13 protein-coding genes are annotated in these 19379 nt (G+C 71.2%); all 13 read right to left on the minus strand.

Features of this window, described 5'->3' with window-relative positions; genetic code table 11:
* Positions 1–37: 37 nt before the first annotated feature.
* The 13 genes from LZ009_RS07840 to LZ009_RS07900 all read right to left on the minus strand — a co-directional run bounded on the left by LZ009_RS07840 (position 38) and on the right by LZ009_RS07900 (position 19366).
* A complete protein-coding gene (locus LZ009_RS07840; RefSeq protein ID WP_275697348.1) occupies positions 38–1471 on the minus strand; it encodes an efflux transporter outer membrane subunit in 1434 nt (477 codons plus the stop codon).
* A complete protein-coding gene (locus LZ009_RS07845; protein ID WP_275697349.1) occupies positions 1468–4707 on the minus strand; it encodes an efflux RND transporter permease subunit in 3240 nt (1079 codons plus the stop codon). Before LZ009_RS07845 ends, LZ009_RS07840 begins: the two co-directional genes overlap by 4 nt.
* Complete coding sequence (locus LZ009_RS07850; protein ID WP_275697350.1) at positions 4704–7805, minus strand: efflux RND transporter permease subunit; 3102 nt, start codon at positions 7803–7805, stop codon at positions 4704–4706. Before LZ009_RS07850 ends, LZ009_RS07845 begins: the two co-directional genes overlap by 4 nt.
* Positions 7802–9523 carry an efflux RND transporter periplasmic adaptor subunit gene (locus tag LZ009_RS07855; protein ID WP_346730729.1) on the minus strand — a complete coding sequence of 574 codons (1722 nt, stop codon included), beginning with the start codon at positions 9521–9523 and terminating at the stop codon, positions 7802–7804. Before LZ009_RS07855 ends, LZ009_RS07850 begins: the two co-directional genes overlap by 4 nt.
* Positions 9524–9724: 201 nt before the next feature.
* Complete coding sequence (locus LZ009_RS07860; protein ID WP_275697351.1) at positions 9725–11323, minus strand: alkaline phosphatase family protein; 1599 nt, start codon at positions 11321–11323, stop codon at positions 9725–9727.
* Between the two features lie 5 nt (positions 11324–11328).
* Positions 11329–11979, minus strand: a complete 651-nt coding sequence (locus LZ009_RS07865) for a class I SAM-dependent methyltransferase (RefSeq protein WP_275697352.1) — start codon at positions 11977–11979, stop codon at positions 11329–11331.
* Positions 11980–11993: 14 nt separating this feature from the next.
* Complete coding sequence (locus LZ009_RS07870) at positions 11994–12431, minus strand: universal stress protein (protein WP_275697353.1); 438 nt, start codon at positions 12429–12431, stop codon at positions 11994–11996.
* Between the two features lie 119 nt (positions 12432–12550).
* Positions 12551–14008, minus strand: a complete 1458-nt coding sequence (locus LZ009_RS07875; RefSeq protein ID WP_275697354.1) for a cobyric acid synthase — start codon at positions 14006–14008, stop codon at positions 12551–12553.
* Positions 14005–14781: an ABC transporter ATP-binding protein gene (locus LZ009_RS07880; RefSeq protein ID WP_275697355.1), complete on the minus strand. Its 777-nt coding sequence runs from the start codon at positions 14779–14781 to the stop codon at positions 14005–14007. Before LZ009_RS07880 ends, LZ009_RS07875 begins: the two co-directional genes overlap by 4 nt.
* Entirely contained in the window at positions 14778–15794 is a 1017-nt protein-coding gene (locus LZ009_RS07885) for a FecCD family ABC transporter permease (protein WP_430300214.1), read from the minus strand. Before LZ009_RS07885 ends, LZ009_RS07880 begins: the two co-directional genes overlap by 4 nt.
* Positions 15758–16627, minus strand: a complete 870-nt coding sequence (locus tag LZ009_RS07890; protein ID WP_275697357.1) for an ABC transporter substrate-binding protein — start codon at positions 16625–16627, stop codon at positions 15758–15760. Before LZ009_RS07890 ends, LZ009_RS07885 begins: the two co-directional genes overlap by 37 nt.
* The gene (locus LZ009_RS07895; protein WP_275697358.1) at positions 16620–17432 is read right to left on the minus strand and encodes an ABC transporter substrate-binding protein; all 813 of its coding nucleotides are present in this window, start codon (positions 17430–17432) and stop codon (positions 16620–16622) included. The genes LZ009_RS07890 and LZ009_RS07895 overlap by 8 nt, the downstream gene beginning before the upstream one ends.
* A gap of 8 nt (positions 17433–17440) precedes the next feature.
* Positions 17441–19366, minus strand: a complete 1926-nt coding sequence (locus LZ009_RS07900; protein ID WP_275697359.1) for a TonB-dependent receptor — start codon at positions 19364–19366, stop codon at positions 17441–17443.
* Between the last annotated feature and the right edge of the window lie 13 nt (positions 19367–19379).

Genomic DNA, 19379 nt, shown 5'->3' on the forward strand with positions numbered 1-19379 from the left:
ACCTTAACCGGGTCGCATGACGGCGGGTTGACTTTCCTCAATTGCCCCCGCCGGCGACAGGCACTCCCAGCCCGCGCCAGCCACCGCCCAGCGCCTGGATGAGCGCGACGGCGGCCAGCTGCCGGTCGATCTGCGCCTGCACCAGCGCCCGGCGGGCATTGAAGGCGCCGACCTGCGCGGTGACGACCTCGGTGTAGTTGACCTGCCCCGCCTGGTAGCGGTTGAGCACCTGCTGCTCCACCAGGTCGGCCGCGCGGCTCGCTTCGGCCCGCAGCGCCTGCTGCTGCTGCAGCACGCGCAGCGCGACCAGCTGGTCTTCCACGTCCTGGAAGGCCGACAGCACCGTCTGGCGGTAGCGCGCCGACACCTGTTCCAGAGCGGCCTTGCTGGCATCGACCCGGGCGCTGGTCGCGCCGGCGTCGAAGATCGTCTGCGCCAGCGAGATGCCGAGCGACCACACCAGGCTCGACACGTTGAACAGGTCGCCGATCGATGCGGCACTGGAGCCGATCGAGCCGCTGATGCCGAAACTCGGGTAGTAGCCGGCGCGCGCCACGCCGATCTGCGCGTTGGCCCGCGCCACCGCGCGCTCGGCCGCCGCAATGTCGGGCCGCCGCTGCAGCAGCACCGAAGGCACTTCCGGCGGAATGCCCGGCACCCGCGCCGTCCAGTCCTTCTGCGCGGGCAGGCTGAAGTTGGCCGGCGCCTTGCCCACCAGCACGGCGATGGCGTGCTCGTACTGCGCCCGCGTGCGTTCGAGGCCCAGCAGGTCGGAGCGCGAATTGGCCAGCTGCGTCTCGGCCTGCAGCACGTCGGTGCGCGCCACCACGCCGGCGTCGTAGCGGTTGCGCGTGATGCGCAAGGTGCGCTCGTAGCCGGCCAGCGTTTCCTCGACCAGCCCGCGCGCGACGTCGGACAGCCGCAGGCCGAAGTAGGCGACGGCGAGCTCGCCCTGCGCCGCCAGCCGCGCGGCGGCCAGGTCCGCCAGCACGCCCTGCTCGTTGTAGCGCGCGCTGTCCACGCCCAGGCGCAGGCGGCCGAACACGTCGGGCTCCCAGCTCGCGCCGATGTCGATCTTGTAGCTGCTGGCGGAACCGCCGCCGCCGCCGCGGCCGCTGCGGTTGGCGCCCGCGTCGAGGCCCACCTGCGGAAACAGCGAGGCGCGCTGCTCGCGCGTCAGCGCGCGCGCCTGCTCGTAGGCGGCCACGGCCGCGGCCACGTTCTGGTTGGCCGCCTCCACCTGCGCTTCCAGCTGGCTCAGCACCGGATCGTCGAACAGTTCCCACCAGGGCCCGCGCTCCAGTGCATCGGCGGGCGCCGCGGCCACCCAGGCGCCCCGGCCTTCCTTGAAGGCCACCGGCGTGTCGACCGCGGGCGCTGCGTAGCGCGGCGCCAGGGAGCCACAGGCGGACAGCAGCAGCGAGGCCGCGACGGCCGCGGCGATGGGAGTGGAAAGTGCGCGCGATTTCATGTTTGGGGAAGCAGTTCCGTGTCGCCGTGCCGGCTCAGTTGCCGCTCGAGCGGGCTGCGGCGGCGCAGCTTGTCCAGCAGCAGGTAGACCACCGGCGTGGTCAGCAGGGTGATGACCTGGCTGGCCACCAGGCCGCCGATGATGGCGATGCCCAGCGGCCTGCGCAGCTCGGCGCCTTCGCCGAAGCCGATGGCCAGCGGCAGCGCGCCCAGGATGGCCGCCATGGTCGTCATCAGGATGGGGCGGAAGCGCAGCAGGCAGGCCTCGCGCACCGCGTCGTAGGGCGACAGCCCGCGCGAACGCTCGGCGTCGAGCGCGAAGTCGATGATCAGGATGGCGTTCTTCTTGACGATGCCGATCAGGAGGAACAGCCCGATCAGCGCCATGATGGAGAAGTCCATCTTGAAGATCAGCAGCGCCAGCACGGCGCCGATGCCGGCCGAGGGCAGCGTCGACAGCACGGTGATCGGGTGCACCAGGCTTTCGTAGAGCACGCCCAGCACGATGTAGATGACGACGATGGCCGCCAGGATCAGCAAGGGCTGCTGCTGGTTCGACTCCTGCGCCGCGCGCGCCGTGCCCTGGAAGCTGCCGCGCACGTTGATCGGCATGTGGATGGACGCTTCCGCCGCGCGCACCGCGGCCTGGCTCTCGGCCAGGGTCGCGCCTTCGGCCAGGTTGTACGAGATGGTGGTGGCCAGCTCGGAATCCTGGTGGTTGACCGAGGTGGCCGTGGGCCGCTGCCGGAAGCTGGCGATGGCCGACAGCGGCGCCATCGTCGTCGCGCTCGAACTCACGGCGGCGCCGGTGGACGCATCGCGCAGCGACAGGTTCGCCGAGGTTCCGGTGGTGGTGGTCGTGGCGGTCGTCGTGCCGGTGCTGCCGGTGGAGGCCGTGGTCGTCGTCGACCGGGTCGGCACGTACACGTCCTTCAGCGCCTCCGGGCTCTTGATGTAGCGCGGCGCCAGGCCGAGGATCACCTTGTACTGGTTCAGCTCCTCGTAGATGGTCGCCACCTGGCGCTGGCCGAAGGCGTCGTAGAGCGCGTTGTCGACGTCGCGCGAGGTGATGCCCAGGCGCCGCGCGCTGTCCTTGTCGACGTCCACATAGGTCTCGACGCCGTTCTCCTGCTGGTCGGTGTCGACGTCGGTCAGCGCCTCTTCCTGCTTCATCGCCTCGGCCAGCTTCGTCGCCCAGAGCTTGAGGTCGGCGTCGTTGTCGCTCTTGAGCGTGTACTGGTAGGTGCTGTTGGACTGGCGCCCGCCCATGCGCAGGTCCTGCACCGGGTTCAGGAACAGGCTCACGCCGGTCACCTTCGCCAGCTGCGGCCGCAGCCGCGCGATCACGGCCTGGCCTTTTTCGGCATCGCCGCCGCGCTTGAGGTTCATGAACATGAAGCCGCCGCCCGCGCGGCTGCCGCCGGTGAAGGCCACCACGGTGTCCACGGCCGGGTCGTTGCGCACGATGTCCACCAGCTGCTTCAGCTTGTCCTGCATGGCCTGGAAGGAGATGCTCTGGTCGGCGCGGATGCCGCCGTTGATCTGGCCCGTGTCCTGCTGCGGGAAGAAGCCCTTGGGAATCTGCACGAACAGGAAGGCGTTCAGCGCCACGATGAACACCAGGATCAGCAGCACCAGCCAGCGCGCCGCCAGCGCCCAGTCCAGGCTCACCTCGTAGCTGCGCTGGACCCAGGCGAAGCCGCGCTCCGACCAGCGTGCGAGCCGCCCCGGCTCCTTCTTGTGGCCCTCGGGATGCAGCAGCCAGGCGCACATCATCGGCGTGGTGGTCAGCGACAGCAGCAGCGAGATCATCACCGCCGCCGACAGCGTCACCGCGAACTCGCGGAACAGGCGCCCCACCTGCCCGCCCATGAACAGCAGCGGGATGAACACGGCGATCAGCGACAGGCTGATCGACAGCACGGTGAAGCCGACCTCGCGCGCGCCCAGCAGCGCCGCCTGGAAGCGGTCCATGCCAGCCTCGATGTGGCGCGAGGTGTTCTCCAGCACCACGATGGCGTCGTCCACCACGAAGCCGGTCGCCACCGTCAGCGCCATCAGCGACAGGTTGTTGAGCGAGAAGCCCAGCATGTACATCACGCCGAAGGTGCCGAGCAGCGAGACGATCGTCGCGGCCGCCGGGATGAAGGTCGCGCGGGCGCTGCGCAGGAAGATGCTGACCACCAGCACCACCAGCAGGATCGCGATGCCCAGCGTCAGCTCCACCTCGTGCAGCGAGGCGCGGATCGAATGGGTGCGGTCGGACGCGACCTGCAGCTTCACGTCCTTGGGCAGCGCCTCCTGCAGGTTCGGCAGCAGCGCGCGCACGCCGTCCACGGTGGCGATCACGTTGGCGCCCGGCTGCAGCGTCACCAGCACGATCACCGCCGGCTGGCCGTTGAAGAGGCCCATGGTGTTGATGTTCTCGACACCGTCGCTGACGTCGGCGACGTCGGCCAGCCGCACCGCGGAACCGTTGCGCCAGGCCACGACCAGGCCGCGGTAGTCCGAGGCGGTCTTGCCGTTGTTGGCCATGCCGGTGCCGGTGTAGACCTGCAGCCGCTGGCCGCGCACTTCCACCTCGCCCTTGGGCCGGTTGGCGGTGCCGGACTGGATGGCGGCGCGGATGTCCTCCATCGAGATGCCGTAGCGGTTCAGCGCGAAGGGCACGACCTCGACGCGCACCGCGGGCTGCGAGCCGCCGCCGAGTTCGACGTCACCGACGCCGGGCACCTGGGCGATCTTCTGCTGCACGATGTTGGACACCGCGTCGTAGATCTGCCCGGGCGAGCGCGTGGGCGAAGTCAGCGCGAGGATCAGCACCGGCGCCGCCGACGGGTTGGCCTTGCGGTAGGTCGGGTTGCTGCGCAGCGTGGACGGCAGGTCGCTGCGCGATGCGTTGATCGCCGCCTGCACCTCGCGCGCGGCGGCATCGATGTCGCGGTTCAGGTCGAACTGCAGCGTCACGCGCGTGCTGCCGGTGCCGCTGTTGGACGTGACCTCGTTGACGCCCGCGATCACGCCAAGGCGCCGTTCCAGCGGCGTGGCCACGCTCGTGGCCATGGTCTGCGGGCTCGCGCCGGGCAGGCTGGCCGAGACCGAGATCACCGGGTAGTCCACCTGCGGCAGCGAAGCCACCGGCAGCTTGAAGAACGCGGCGATGCCCGCCAGCGCGATCCAGACCGTCAGCAGCACGGTGCCGACGGGGCGGCGGACGAAGGGGGCCGACAGGTTCACGGTGTCGTCATCCCGGGCTCGGCCCGGGATCCATCGCCCCGGCGCCAGCGGCGCCCGAGGCTATCGAACCCGAGATAGATCACCGGTGTCGTGAACAGCGTCAGCAGCTGGCTCACGATCAGCCCGCCGAAGATCGCCAGGCCCAGCGGCCGGCGCAGCTCGGCGCCCTCGCCCCAGCCGAACATCAGCGGCACGGCCGCGAACAGCGCCGCCAGCGTCGTCATCAGGATAGGCCGGAAGCGCAGCAGCGCCGCCTGGTGGATCGCCTCCTGCGGCGACTTGCCTTCCACCCGCTCGGCTTCCAAGGCGAAGTCGATCATCATGATCGCGTTCTTCTTGACGATGCCGATCAGCAGGATGATGCCGATGATGCCGATCACCCCCAGCCCGTTGCCGGTGATCCACAGGGCCAGCAAGGCGCCCACGCCCGCCGAAGGCAGCGTCGACAGGATGGTCAGCGGGTGCACGTAGCTTTCGTACAGCACGCCCAGCACGATGTAGACGCAGACCACCGCCGCCAGGATCAGCCACAGCTGGTTGGACAGCGAAGTCTCGTAGGCGCCGGAAGCGCCCAGGAAGGTCAGCGTCACGCCGGCGGGCAGCTTCATCTCCTCGGCGACCGCGCGGATGTCCTTGACCGCGTTGCCCAGCGCCACGCCGGGCGCGGTGTCGAAGCCGATGGTGGCCGCCGGGTACTGCGCGACGTGCGTGATCTGCAGCGGCGCGCGCCGTTCGCTGATGCGCGCCACCGCCGAGAGCGGCGTCGGCTCGCCGCTGCTGGTCTTGATCTGGATGCCGGCCAGCGCGTCGGGCGTGGCGCCCAGGTCGGGCCGCGCCTCCAGCACCACGCGGTACTGGTTGGTCTCGGTGAAGATCGTGGAGACGATGCGCTGGCCGAAGGCGCTGTACAGCGCTTCGTCGATGGTGGAAGCGGAGATGCCCACGCGCGCCGCGGTGTCGCGGTCCACGTCGACGAACATTGCCGCGCCCGTGGCATTGGCATCGGTGGTCACGTTGGCCAGGCGCTTTTCCTGCCGCAGGCGTTCGACCAGCCGGGTCGCCCAATCGCCGACCATGGCGGTGTCGGAGCCCTCCAGCGCGAAGCGGTACTGGGTGGGCCCGCTTTCCGATTCGATGGTCAGGTCCTGCACCGGCTGCAGGAAGAGGCGCACGCCGGCCACCTTCTGGCCGCGGTTGCGCAGGTCGTCCATCACCTTCTGCAGGCCGGGGCGCGAGGCCTTCAGGTTCACCAGCATGCGGCCGGTGTGCAGCATCGTGTTGTTGGCGGCGTCGACGCCGACGAAGCTGGCGATGGATTGCACCGAAGGGCTTTCCAGCAGCATCCGGGCGACGTCCTGCTGCACCGCCGCCATCTTCGGATAGGAGATCGACTGCGCCGCCTCCACGCGCACCTGCAGCTGGCCGGTGTCCTGCGTCGGGAACAGGCCCTTGGGGATCAGCAGGTACAGCAGCACCGTCAGCACCAGCGTGCCCAGCGCGATCAGCAGCGTGAGGCCCTGGCGCGCCAGCACCCAGACCAGCGCGCGGTCGTAGTGGTGGATCACGCGGTCGAAGTAAGGCTGGATGCGCGCGCCTATGCCGTGCGCCGAGCCGGTGTCGCGCGAACGCAGCCAGCGCGCCGACATCATCGGCACCAGCGTCAGCGAGACCACCGCGGAGATCAGGATGGTGATCGCCAGCGTGACCGCGAACTCGCGGAAGAGGCGCCCGATCACGTCACCCATGAACAGCAGCGGGATCAGCACCGCCACCAGCGACACCGTCAGCGAGATGATGGTGAAGCCGATCTCGGTCGCGCCCTTCAGGGCCGCCTCCATCGGCGGCATGCCCTCTTCCATGTGCCGCGCGATGTTCTCGATCATCACGATGGCGTCGTCGACGACGAAGCCGGTGGCGATGGTCAGCGCCATCAGCGACAGGTTGTTCAGGCTGTACCCCAGCAGGTACATCACGCCGCAGGTGCCGATCAGCGAGATCGGCACCGCCAGGCTGGCGATCACCGTGGCGCGCGGGCTGTGCAGGAAGGCGAAGATCACCAGCACCACCAGCACGACGGCCAGCACCAGCTCGATTTCCACGTGCTCGACCGAGGCGCGGATGCCGGTGGTGCGGTCCGACAGCACTTCGACCTGGATGGCGGCCGGCAGCCCGGCCTGCAGGTCGGGCAGGCGTTTCTTGATGGCGTCGACGGTCGCGATCACGTTGGCGCCCGGCTGGCGCTGCACGTTCAGGATGATGGCCGGATGCTCGTTGGCCCAGGCGCCGAGCTTGACGTTCTCCGCGCTCTCGACCACTTGCGCCACGTCCGACAGGCGGATCGGCGCGCCGTTGCGGAAGGCCACCACCAGCTGCTGGTAGTCCTTGGCCGTCAGCAACTGGTCGTTGGAGTTGATCGTGTACGAGCGCGTCGCGCCGTCGATGCTGCCCTTGGCCGCGTTGGCATTGGCGGTCGAGATCACCGTGCGGACCGAATCCAGGCCGAGGCCCAGGTTGGCCAGCGCGCGGTTGTCGGCCTGGATGCGCACGGCGGGCCGCTGGCCGCCGGCGAGCGTCACCAGGCCGACGCCGCTCACCTGGCTGATCTTGAGCGCCAGGCGCGTGTCGACGATGTTGCGCACTTCCGTGAGCGGCAGCGTCGTGGAGGTGATGGCCAGCGTCAGCACCGGCGCGTCGGCCGGGTTGACCTTGGCATAGACCGGCGGCGCCGGCAGGTCGGCCGGCAGCAGCGAAGCGCCGGCGTTGATCGCGGCCTGCACCTGCTGCTCGGCCACGTCCAGCGCGAGGCCCAGGTTGAACTGCAGGGTGACGATGGACACGCCGGCGGCGCTGGTCGATCCCATGCGCGCCAGGCCCGGCATCTGCCCGAACTGGCGCTCCAGCGGCGCGGTGACCGTCTGCGCCATCACTTCCGGGCTGGCGCCCGGGTACAGCGTCTGCACCTGGATGGTCGGATAGTCCACCTGCGGCAGCGCCGACAGCGGCAGGAACTTCAGGCCGACGAGGCCGGCCAGCACGATGGCCACCATCAGCAGCGCGGTGGCGACCGGCCGCAGGATGAAAGGACGGGACGGACTCATTGGGAGGTCGCGCCGCCCGCCTCGGCCGCCGCGCGGCGTTTCTGGAACTCCTCGCGCCGCTTCGCACGTTCTTCCGGCGACAGCTTCATGAACTCCTCGCGGCGCTTGGCGCGCTCCTCGGGCGTCAGCTTCTCCCAGCCCGGCGGCATGGCGCGCGGCGCACCGCCGTCGCCACCGCCGGCGGGTGAGGCCGCCGCGGGCGCGGCATTGGCCACCGCCGCGGCGCCCATGGAGGCCGATGCTGCCGGCGCGGCGGCTTCCCGCTGCCCGCGCGGTCCGCGCGGTGTTTCGCCATTGCGGGCCGCCGAGGCGCCGGTGAAAGGCTCGGACGCCGACGGCAGCGCCGACGATGCCCCGCCCTGCGGCGCCGAGGCGCCGTCGCGGCGGCGCCGTCCGCCCTGGCCCATGCCCTGCCCCGGCGTGTCGCCCGGCAGCAGCACGCGCGCGCCGTCGCGCAGGCGGTCCGCGCCTTCGGTGATGACCTTCTCGCCGATCTGCAGGCCGCTGGTGACCTGCACCTTGTCGTTGACCATCTGGCCGCGCACGACCGGCCGCAGCTTGACGGTGCGGTCGTCCTGCAGCACGAACACGTATTCGCCGGTGCTGCTCTGGCGCACCGCCGTCACCGGCACCACCACCGCGTTCTGGATGGTGCGCAGCTGCAGCTGCACGTTGACGAACTGGCTGGGAAAGAGCTGCAGGCGCGTGTTGTTGAAGCGCGCCTTGGCCTTCACGGTGCCGGTGGTCGTGTCGATCTGGTTGTCGAGCGAGGCGAACACGCCGTCGTCCAGCAAGGTGGTGCGGGTGCGGTCGAAGGCCTTGACGTCCATGAAAGCGCCGGCGTTGCGCTGCAGCCAGCTGGCGTGGTCCTGCGGCACCGAGAATTCCACGTCGATGGGGCTGAGCTTGGTGACGAGGGCCACGCCATTGGTGTCGCCCGTGCTCACCTGGTTGCCGACGTCCACCGTGCGCAGGCCGACGCGGCCTTCGATCGGCGAGACGATGCGGGTGTACGAGAGGTTCAGGCGTGCCGTGCCTTCGGCCGCCTTGGATCCGACCACGGTGGCTTCCAGCTGGTGCACGGTGGCGCGCTGCGTGTCGACTTCCTGGCGGGCGATCGAGTCCTGCTTCAGCAGCGTTTCGAAGCGCTCCAGCGTAACCCGGGCGGCCGCGAGCTGCGCTTCGTCCCGCATGCGCGCGCCCACCGCCTGCTGCACCGCCATCTCGAAGGGCCGCGGATCGATGGTCGCCAGCAGCTGGCCCTTCTTGACCGCCTGGCCTTCCTTGAACAGCACCTGCGTCAGCACGCCGGACACCTGCGGCCGCACCCGCACGGAGGCCTGCGGCACCACGGTGCCCAGCGCTTCCATGTTGACGGGGATGTCGGCAGCCTCGGCAACGGCGATGCCGACGGTGGTCGCGCCGCGGCCTCCCGCGCCGCCGGCCCGACCGCCGCCCGAGCCACCGCCGCCACCGCCGCCACCGGGCCCGCCGGCACCGCCGGGGCCGCCGCCCGCGCCGCGCTGCGCGGACGAAAGCTGCTCGGGCCGGGTCAGGTCATAGGCCAGCCAGGCCAGGCCGACGGCCACGACCAGCGCCAGCACGCTGCCGATCAGGGTGGCGCGGCGGCTCAGTTTGCGGCGGGGGGGCTTGCCCGGGGGGGTGGGCTGCTCGAAATACTCGGGCGGTTCGGCCGGAGCGGGAGGCATGGCGGGCATCGGTTCTCTTTCTTGTTCCGTCGATGGCACGGCGGGCAAGTTCAGCAGCCGCAGAGCGTGCGCGCGGCTGGCTCAGCCAATCGACAGTGGCCGGCGCGAGTCTCTGTAGGCGCTTTCCTGCTGCGTTTCCGGCCAGGCTTTCAGCTTGGGGCCCGGAAATGACGCCCGCGTGTGCGCACTGTATCGCTTGTGTGAAGTTGCTCAGGGCGCAGCCAGCGGCAGCAGCTTCCCCTCGCTGGCCGCGGGCGCCGGCACGCCGAGCAGGCGCGCCAGCGTCGGCGCGATGTCGACGGTCTGCACCGGCGTCGCCACGGCCTGCGCCTTCATCCAGCGCGGACCCCACAGGAGGATGGGCACGTGCGTGTCCGCCTCGTGGGGCGAGCCGTGGGTGGCCGTGCTGGTGCCGAACATCCAGCCGGGCCGGGTGGCGTACTGCACGTCGCCCGAGCGCTCGCGGTTGAAGGAACGCTGCATGGCGTCGAAGAAGGGCGAGCCGGCCCGGCCGCCCGACTCCAGTTCGCGGCGGGTGTACGCCACGGCGATGCCGTCCTGCGCGGCGAGCACGTCGCGCGCCGCAGCCGCCACCGTGTCCGCGGCCAGGCCGCGCTGCGCCAGCAAGGCCTTGTCCAGCACCAGGGACGAGGCGGAGCTGCCCAGCACCAGCTTCGGCACGCCGAAGCGGCTTTCCAGCTGTGCGTTCACCTGCTGCAGCATCTTCGCGCCTTCGATGCGCCCGCCTTCCTGCCCGCGGGCCTTGCTGGTTTCCGGCGCCGGCGTGAAGCCATGGTCCGCCGACAGCACGGCGACGTAGTTGTCGCGGCCCACGGTCGCATCCAGGTCGCGGAAGAAGTCCTGCAGCAGGCGATCGAGCTGCAGCAGGTGGTCCTGCGAGAAGCGCGACTCGGCGCTGAAGGCGTGGTTGACGTAGTCGTGGCCCGAGAGGCTCACCACCAGCAGGTCAGGCACGTCGTCGCGTCCCAGCTGTTCCGCGGCGATGGCGGCGCGCGCGAAGTCCAGCGACAGCGCGTCGGCGAAGGGGCTGCGCAGCAACGCGGCGTAGTCGTCCGTGCGCAGCGGCAGCTGCGCCTTGGGGCCGACCTGGTTGAAGGGCAGCGAACGCGCGTAGGCCGCGTCGGGCAGCAGCGGCTTCCACTCCGTGCCGCGGTAGCGGTCGGCGCGCTTCTCCGCATTGAAGGCCTCGACCCAGGCGGGATGGCGCGGCATGTAGTAGGTCGTCGAAGCGAACTGCCCGCTGCCGGACATATACATGTACGCGGTGCCGGCATGGCCCGCCGGCAGGATCGCCCCGCGGTCCTTGCCCGAAATGCCGATCACCTTGGCGCGCGGATCGACGCGCCGCATCACGTCGCCCAGCGTCTCCACCTTCAGGTTGCGCGGGCTGGTGCCGTCCAGCGGCTTGGTGGCATTGCCGATGTAGGTGGCCGCGGTGTCGCCGGTGCAATAGACCTCGGCGCCGGTCGCGGGGTCGCGCCACTCGTTGCCGATGATGCCGTGGCGCGCGGGCGAGGCGCCCGTCAGCAGCGTGGCATGGCCGGCGGCGGTTACCGTGAAGGCGTGCGCGTAGTGCGCTTCGCTGAAGGCGACGCCGCGGTCCAGGAAGCGCGCCAGGCCGTCGGGCGCCAGCTGGTCGCGGTAGCCGGTGACCTGGCGCTGCGGCAGCCCGTCGACCACGAAGAACACCACGAGCTTCGGCGGCGGCGCGGGCGGCGCGACCGAGCCGCAGGCCGCGAGCAGGAGGACGAGGAAAAGACTGGTTGCGAGTTTCTTGAGGTTGTTCATCTTTTTCAATGCATGGCCACCCGGCCGCTCAGGATGTAGATGCCGCCCATCCACGCGCTTTGCACGTGCACGTCGTCGAGGTGGCTGGCGAGGCGGTCCCAGGGGCAGTCCAGCCCGTCCAGCGAAGACACGGAATACAGCGCGGCGCCGAGCACGAAGGCGTTGGTGGCCACCATCCAGGGCGGCGCCCATTGCAGGCCGGTGGCCGCGACGTGGGCGCCCGGCTTCAGGTGCGCCAGCACGTGGCCCAGCGCAGCGGGATCGCGCAGCACGTCGTGCGTGAAGTGGAACAGCGCGGCATCGGCCCGGCCTTGCAGCGGCGCGTCGGCGGCGCCGGCGCGCACCAGTTCGACGTTGCGCCAGTGGTGCGCGGTGATGCGTTCGACCGCGCGCACCAGCATGTCGGGACTGGGATCGACGCCGACGATGTGGCCGCGCGGGCCGATGCGCTGCTCCAGCGCCTCGAAGCTGAGGCCCGTGCCGCAGCCGACGTCCAGCACCGTGTCGCCGTCATGCAGGTCCAGCTGCGCGATGGCCTCGCCGCGCAGCGGCTCGAAGGGCAGCAGTTCCAGGTCGTAGCGGTCCGCGCGCCGGCGGTACTGCAGCAGCGCGGCGGAAAGGTCGGGCGGCCGGCGCCCGCCGGAAGGCATCGCCATGGCGAAGGCCCGGCCTAGCGCGTGATCACCACCAGCACGCTGCAGGGCGCATGCTCGATCAGCGCACCGGAGATGGAGCCGCGCCACCAGCGGGCGGCCCAGCTGTCCAGGTGCTTGTGGCCGACGATCACGAGGTCGGCGGAGATCTTGCGCGCGTACTTGGTGATTTCCTCGATGGCTTCGCCGGTCACCACCTCGCCGCGGGCGGACCAGCCCGACTCCTCGAGGCGGCGCAGGCCGTCCTCGAGCACCCCGCGGTACTTCTTCTTCTCGCGCTCCTCGAGCTCGACGTCGTAGACGCCGCCCTCGAGGCCGACGAAGCTCATGGCCGAAGGCATCACGGCGACCAGGTGCAGTTCCGACTGGCTCCACATGGCCAGTTCCTTGCAATCCAGCAAGGCCTTCTGGCCGGCATCGGAGCCGTCATAGGCGACCAGGATCTTCTTGTACATGGCTTGCCCCCAAGACGTGCCGCGAGCGGGTTGCCACGGCTGCGCGAAGCATAGACCCCCCGAGCGGCCTTTCGCAATCGCGGGATTGGGCGTTTTCCCTGACTTCCGGGACGCCGGCGTCAGCAGGCGATCAGCCCGGGGAGCACCCCGGGCTCGAAATGCGCTTCGACGCAATCCGCCAACCCGTCGAAGACCGTCTCCAGCGATGGGACGGCGGCGCCGAACAGCGCCTGCAGCACCGCGGCGTCCTCGAACAGGCCGTGCAGGTACACCCCCAGCACGTTGCCCGCCGAGTTCTGCCAGCCCAGGCCGTCCGGCAGCACGGCGCGGGCGGGGGCCATCGCCGGATGCTGCGCGGTCTGGCCATGGTGGATCTCGTAGCCGCGCGCCGCCACCCCGGCCAGCGCCGCCCAGGGGCCGCCCATCGCGCCGAATTGCACCGTGGCATGGCGCACCGTCTTGCGGGCGGCGAACTGCGTCACCAGCGGCAGCAGGCCCAGCCCGGGACCGTTGCCGTCGATCGCCTCGGTGTCGACCAGCGCCTCGCCCAGCATCTGGAGGCCGCCGCAGATGCCCAGGACCCGCCCGCCCGCTTCGGCATGCGCGGCGATGGCCCGGTCCAGGCCCTGCGCGCGCAGCCACGCGAGGTCGCTGCTGGTGTGCTTGGAGCCGGGCAGCACGATCCAGTCGGCACCGGCCGCCTCCGCCGGCGTGCGCACCCAGCGCAGGCGCAGGCCCGGCACGTTGCGCAGCGGCTGGAACTCGTCGAGGTTGCTGATGCGCGGATAGGCGACCACCGCCACGGTGAGCCGCACCGGGCCGCCGGCGGCGCCCCCATCGTCGTGGAAGATGCCGTCCTCCTCCGGCAGGCCGTGGCCCCGCTGCATCGGCAGCACCGCCAGCGTGGGCACGCCGGTCAGGTCCTGCAGTTGCTGCGGGCCGGGCGCCAGCAGCGCGGCGTCGCCGCGGAACTTGTTCAACACGAAGCCATGGAGCAGCGCCCGGTCCTCGGGCGGCAGCAGCGCCCAGGTGCCGTACAGGTGCGCGAAGGCGCCGCCGCGGTCGATGTCGGTCACGAGCAGGCAGCGCGCGGCGGCGTGGCGGGCGACGCGCAGGTTGACGTAGTCGCTGGCCATCAGGTTGATCTCGGCGGGCGAGCCGGCGCCCTCGATCACCACCACGTCGTTCTCCGCCCGCAGCGCATCGAGCGCGCGCGCGACGTGCGGCCAGACGTGCTCGCTGCGGCTGCGCCACGGCATGGCGCCGAGCGCGGGATCCACCTGCCCGAGCAGCACGACCTGGCTGTGGTCGTCGCGCTCGGGCTTCAGCAGCACGGGATTCATGCGCACGTCCGGCTCGGCCCGGGCGGCCAGCGCCTGGAAGTACTGCGCGCTGCCGATCTCGCCCAGCCCGCCATCGGGCGCGGCGACGACGCGCGCGTTGTTGGACATGTTCTGAGCCTTGAACGGCGCCACCTTCAGGCCCTGGCGCGCGAACCAGCGGCACAGCGCCGTGGCCAGCCAGCTCTTGCCGGCGCCGCTGCTGGTGCCCAGCACCATGACGCAGCGCGCCCTCATGGCAGCGGCGCCTCCTGCGGCAAGGCGACCCAGCGGCCGGCAACGGCATGCACGGCGATCCGCTCGCCGAACACGCTTTCCAGCGCGCGGTGCGTGGCCGGGTCATTGCAGGCGCCATGGTGCACGACGCGGCCGCGCGCCAGCAGCACCAGGTCGTCGGCCTGCAGCGCCATGCCGATCTCGTGCAGCACGCTGATCGCCGTGCCGCCACGCGCGACGTGCCGGCGCACGATGGCCAGCCAGTCGGCCTGGTGCGGCGGGTCCAGGTGCGTGAGCGGCTCGTCCATGAGGAGAAGCGGGGCGCGCACGGCCAGCGCGCGCGCGAGCAGCACGCGCTGGCGCTCGCCGCCCGAGAGTTCGCCGAGCGGCCGCGCGCGCCAGTCCCAGCTCTGGGTTTCTTCCATGGCCGCGCGCACGGCCGCATGGTCCTCGACGCTGGCCGCGCCCAGCCAGTCCTGGTGCGGCAGGCGGCCCAGCATGACGACGTCGCGCGCCAGCAGGTCCTCGGCGCCGCCCTCGCCCTGCCCCAGCCAGGCCAGCGCCCTGGCGCGTTCACGCGGCCGCCAGTTCGCCGCCTCGCGTTCCAGCAGCTGCACGCGCCCCTGGGCCGGCAGCAACTGCGCCAGGGCTTTCAGCAGCGTGGTCTTGCCCGCGCCATTGGGGCCGGCCACGGCGGTCCAGCGGCCGGCGGGCAGGCGCAGGTTGATGCCGTGCAGCACCTCGCGGCCGCCGAGGGCCACGCGCAGGTCGGCGCACTGGATCGCCACGCTCATAGCGGCCTCCGGTGCATGAGGTACAGGAGGTAGCCGCCGCCCAGCACCGAGGTCAGCACGCCGACCGGCAGCTCGCGTGGCGCCAGCAGCCAGCGCGCCAGCACGTCGGCGGCCAGCAGCAGCACGCCGCCGCCCAGCGCAGATAGCGGCAGCAGCCAGCGGTGCGTCGGCTTCACGAGCGCCCGCACCAGGTGCGGCGCGACGAGGCCGATGAAAGCCACCAGGCCGACGTGCGCCACCGCGGCACCGGTCGCGAGGGCCATGATCGCCACCAGCGCGATACGCACAGGCGCCAGCGCGATGCCCAGGCTGGCCGCCGCGGTCTCGCCCAGCGCCAGCGCGTCGAGCGCGCGGCTGCACGCTGCTGCCGCGACGAGGCCCAGCGCGAGCACCCCGGCCAGCGTGACCACGCTGCTCCAGCCCAGGAAGCTGGTGGTTCCGAGCAGGAAGGCCTGCATCGCCCGCAGCACGTCGGGCGCGAGGAACATCACCAGCGCCGCGAAGGCGCCGAACACCATGCCGACGATGACGCCGGCCAGCAGCAGGCGCAGCGTCTGCTGCACGCCGCGCGCCAGCGCCAGCGTGATGGCGACGGCCGCGGTCGCGCCGACGAAGGCCGCGCCGGTGAGGCCCAGGTGCGCGACCCAGCCCGCCGCCGGCGTCAGTCCCAGCACGACCAGCAACACGGCGACACCCAGCGCGGCGCCGGAAGCGCTGCCCAGGAGGTAGGGATCGGCCAGCGGATTGCGGAACAGGCCTTGCGCGACCGCGCCCGCCAGGCCGAGCAGCGCGCCGGCCAGCCAGGCGCCCAAGGTGCGTGGCAGGCGGATGTCCCGGACGATCGCGAGATTGGCCGGGGCCGCATCCATCAGAGGCTCCCAGCCGAGGCTGCCGACCGCGATGCCCACCGCGCAGAGCAAGGCGCTGGCTGCCAGCAGCACGCCGCCGAGCGGCGCGGGCGAACGCAGCACGGCGCTCACCTGGCCGCCTCCGGGAAGCGCCCTTGCAGGCATTGCACCATCAGCTGCGCGGCCTGCGCCATGCGCGGGCCGGGCCGCGCCAGCACGTCCGCCTGCGCGCTGCCGTAGGCGCAGATGCGCTGCTCGCGCACCGCGCGGATGGCGCGCCAGCCGGGCCGTTGCGGCAGGCCGGCGGCCTCGCCCTGCTCGACGAAGATCACTTCGGGATCCGCGCGCACCACGAACTCGGGATTGAGCTTGGGGAAGGGCCCGAGCGCGGCCGGCACGACGTTGGCGGCGCCTATGCGCGTGAGCAGTTCACCGATGAAGGACGATTCGCCTGCGGCATACGGCGCGCCGCTCACTTCGAAGTAGACGCGCGTGCCGCGCAGCGCCGGCGGCAGCGAGCGGGCCACCGCGGCCAAGTCCTGCTCGATGCGCCGCCACGTAACGGCTGCGTCAGCGGTTCCGAGTACGGGGCCAAGGATGCCCAGCACCCGCTGCACGTCGGCAAAGGTGCGCGGCTCCAGCGCCAGCACCTTCAGGCCCAGCGCCTGCAGCCGGTCGAGCGCGCGCGACGACGTCGGCGTCAGCACGAGGTCGGGCCGCAGCGCCACGATGGCTTCGATGCGCGCATCTTCCAGGCCGCCGACATGCGGGACCTTGCGCACCGCGGCCGGGAAGTTGGAGTAGTCGTCGACGCCGACCAGCCGCGAGCAGGCGTCCAGCGCGCAGACGAATTCGGTCAGCGAAGGCAGCAGCGAGACGATGCGCTGCGGCGGTGCCGCGAAGGACACCGTCGCGTTCCGGTCGTCGCGGACCTGGATCGCCGCATGCGCGGTTCCCGCGGCCAGCAGCACCAGCATGAGCGCAAGTCGCCTAAGCATGCGCCTTGCTCCACGCCACGACGATGCGGTGCAGTTGCTCCACGCCGTCCGTCAAGGCCGCCGGTCCCGGCTGCAGGATGTCGGCGCTCTTGATTTCGAACAGCTGCCCGTCGCGCACCGCATTCACGGCCTCCCACCCGGGCCGCGCCGCCACCTTCTCCGCGCGGAATTTCTTGCCGCACCAGGAGCCGATGATGATGTCCGGGTTGCGCCGCACGATCTCCGCGCCGTCCGCGATGATCCGGTCCTTGCCCAGCGACTGCAGCGCCAGTTCGGGAAACACGTCGTCGCCGCCGGCGATGCCCGCCAGCTCGGACACCCAGCGGATGCCGCTGATGTGCGGCTCGTCCCATTCCTCGAAATACACCCGCGGCCGCCGCGCCAGCGCGCGGCCGGCCGCCTCGACCTGCAGCAGCCGCGCGCGCATGCCTTCGAGCAGGCGCAAGCCGTCGTCGGCGCGCCCCACCATCGCCGCCACCTGGTACAGCATGGCGAAGATCTCCTCCACGCTGCGCTGGTTGAAGATGGTGACCTGCACGCCCTTCTTCACGAGTTCGGCGGCGATGTCGGCCTGCAGGTCGGAAAAGCCGAAGACGCAATCCGGCTTCAGCTCCAGGATCCTGTCGATCTTCGCGCTGAGGAAGGCGCTCACCTTCGGCTTCTCCTCGCGCGCCCTACGCGGGCGCACGGTGTAGCCGGAGATGCCGACGATGCGCGCCTCCTCGCCCAGCAGGTAAAGCCACTCCGTCGCTTCCTCGGTGAGGCAGACGATGCGGCGGGGGCCGCGCGGAATGGCGATGGCCATGGGCGTCCTCAGAACTGGTAGCGCGCCGAGGCGGTGAAGGCGCGGCCCGCCTCCGGGTAGATGGACGTCACCTGGCCGGCCGCGCAGCCGAAGGCCTGCGTGAAGTACTTGCGGTCGAAAAGGTTGGTCACGCCCAGGGCAAGTTCCAGCGCCCGGAACTGGTAGGCGTAGCGCGCATCGGCGGTGGCGTAGGCGGGCATGGCGCAGGCATTGGCGAAGTCCGGATGTTGCGACGATACCCAGTTCACGCCGCCGCTCAAGCGGTGGCCGGCCAGCGGCGTCCAGTCGGCCCGCAGCGCCACGGAAGCGTGCGGGACCAGGGGCACGTCCTTGCCCGCGTACGGGCCGGAGCGGAACGTGGCTTGCCGCCAGGCCGCATTCAGGCGCAGCGCGAAGGCACGCGTCAGTTCGTGGCTGGCATCCAGCTCCAGGCCCTCGCGCCGCGTCGGATCGAAGTTGACGTTGGCGCCCGGGAAGCCGAAAGGACCCGGCGCGTTGGGATCGAAGCCGATCTCGTTCTCCAGGCGGCTGCTGTACAGGCGCGCATCGAGCTTGCCGCCGGCCCAGGCGTAGCGCAGGCCCGCTTCGGCATCCTTCGAGGTCTGCGGCTGCAGCACCAGGCCCGGCGAAGTGAAGTTGAACTCGTCGACGTTGGCCAGGCGGAAGCTCGTGCCGATGCGCGCATAGGCGGTCACGGCGGCATTGAACGGATGGCTCACGCCCAGCTCCCACGCCGTGGGGCTGTCGTCGAAGCCCGTCCCCGAGCTCGTGTTGTCCTTGCTGATGCGCGAGGTGCGCGCGCCCAGCGAGAAGCGCGTGCCGGTCGCCATCGTGACGTCGTCCTTCAGGTAGTACCCGCGCGAGCGCTGGCTGGCGCGCGCGCCGAAGGCGCCCAGCACGTCGCGCTGCCAGTCGTCGAAGTCGGCGCCGGCCACGAAAGCGTTCTTCAGGCCGGCCACCGTACCTTCGTGCTTCGCCCGCAGCGCGTAGTTGTTGGCCGCTATGTCGTAGTCGTAGGCAAAGCCGGCGTTCAGGCTGCGCAGTTCCTTCTCGCGGTGCGCCGCATCGAAGGCCAGCTGCCAGCCGCCCAGTTCGGCCGCGGCGAACAGCGCGCCGCGCTGCCCTTTCAGCGTGGCCCAGTCGTCGGGACGGCTCGCCTGGCGCGGGTTGTCCGCGTACTGCGCGGTGCTGAGCGCGCCCGGCAGGCGTGCGTCCAGGTCGTCCTGCGACAGGCGCGCGCCGACGCGCAGCCAGTCGCCCGACCACTGCGCGGTGCCGCTGAAGGCCTCGACGTCGGAGGCGGCGTTGTCGCGGTAGCCGTCGGTCTTGCGCTTCTGCGCGTTGACGTCCAGGACCAGGCCGCCGGTGCCCAGGTGCGCATCGGCGCGGGCTTCGCGCAGCCCGTAGCTGCCCACGGCGCCGTACACCGAGCCGCTGTTCGCCTGCTGGACGCCGCGGCCGGCCTTGGTGGTGATGACAATCACGCCGCCGGTGGCGCCTTCGCCGTACAGCACCGCGCCGCTGCCGCGCAGGACCTCGATGCGCTCCACCGATTCGATCGGGATGCCGACCAGGCGCGTGCCGCCCAGGTCGGCCTCGGAGATGCGGACGCCGTCGACCACGATCACCTGGTTGTTGTCGGCGGTGGTGCCGAAGCCGCGCAGGTCCAGGCTGTACTCGCCGCCGCCGTAGAAGTCCGCGCGCCCGGGCACGCCCAGCAGCCGCATGATGGCTTCGTTGACGTTGCTCGCGCCGCTGGCGCGGATTTCGTCGGCGGTGATCACGCTCACGCCGTAAGGCAGCGTGCGCTCGGTGTCGGCGAAGCGCGGCGCGGTGACGCGCACCTCGGGCAGCACCACGTTCTGCCCGAAGGCGGACGCGGACAAGGATGCCGCTGCGGCCAGGAACCAGGCGCGCGCGTGCGGAGAAGGCACTTTCTTTTGCATT

The organism is Ramlibacter paludis (genome assembly GCF_022012305.1).
Taxonomy (GTDB): domain Bacteria; phylum Pseudomonadota; class Gammaproteobacteria; order Burkholderiales; family Burkholderiaceae_C; genus Ramlibacter; species Ramlibacter paludis.

What these genes read in the sequence shown, in the direction of transcription:
- LZ009_RS07860 (WP_275697351.1), bottom strand. Translation starts at nt 11,323, where the DNA reads ATGAACAACCTCAAGAAACTCGCAACCAGTCTTTTCCTCGTCCTCCTG.
- LZ009_RS07840 (WP_275697348.1), bottom strand. Translation starts at nt 1,471, where the DNA reads ATGAAATCGCGCGCACTTTCCACTCCCATCGCCGCGGCCGTCGCGGCC.
- LZ009_RS07855 (WP_346730729.1), bottom strand. Translation starts at nt 9,523, where the DNA reads ATGCCCGCCATGCCTCCCGCTCCGGCCGAACCGCCCGAGTATTTCGAG.
- LZ009_RS07880 (WP_275697355.1), bottom strand. Translation starts at nt 14,781, where the DNA reads ATGAGCGTGGCGATCCAGTGCGCCGACCTGCGCGTGGCCCTCGGCGGC.
- LZ009_RS07875 (WP_275697354.1), bottom strand. Translation starts at nt 14,008, where the DNA reads ATGAGGGCGCGCTGCGTCATGGTGCTGGGCACCAGCAGCGGCGCCGGC.
- LZ009_RS07870 (WP_275697353.1), bottom strand. Translation starts at nt 12,431, where the DNA reads ATGTACAAGAAGATCCTGGTCGCCTATGACGGCTCCGATGCCGGCCAG.
- LZ009_RS07865 (WP_275697352.1), bottom strand. Translation starts at nt 11,979, where the DNA reads ATGGCGATGCCTTCCGGCGGGCGCCGGCCGCCCGACCTTTCCGCCGCG.
- LZ009_RS07895 (WP_275697358.1), bottom strand. Translation starts at nt 17,432, where the DNA reads ATGGCCATCGCCATTCCGCGCGGCCCCCGCCGCATCGTCTGCCTCACC.
- LZ009_RS07890 (WP_275697357.1), bottom strand. Translation starts at nt 16,627, where the DNA reads ATGCTTAGGCGACTTGCGCTCATGCTGGTGCTGCTGGCCGCGGGAACC.
- LZ009_RS07850 (WP_275697350.1), bottom strand. Translation starts at nt 7,805, where the DNA reads ATGAGTCCGTCCCGTCCTTTCATCCTGCGGCCGGTCGCCACCGCGCTG.
- LZ009_RS07885 (WP_430300214.1), bottom strand. Translation starts at nt 15,794, where the DNA reads ATGCCTGCAAGGGCGCTTCCCGGAGGCGGCCAGGTGAGCGCCGTGCTG.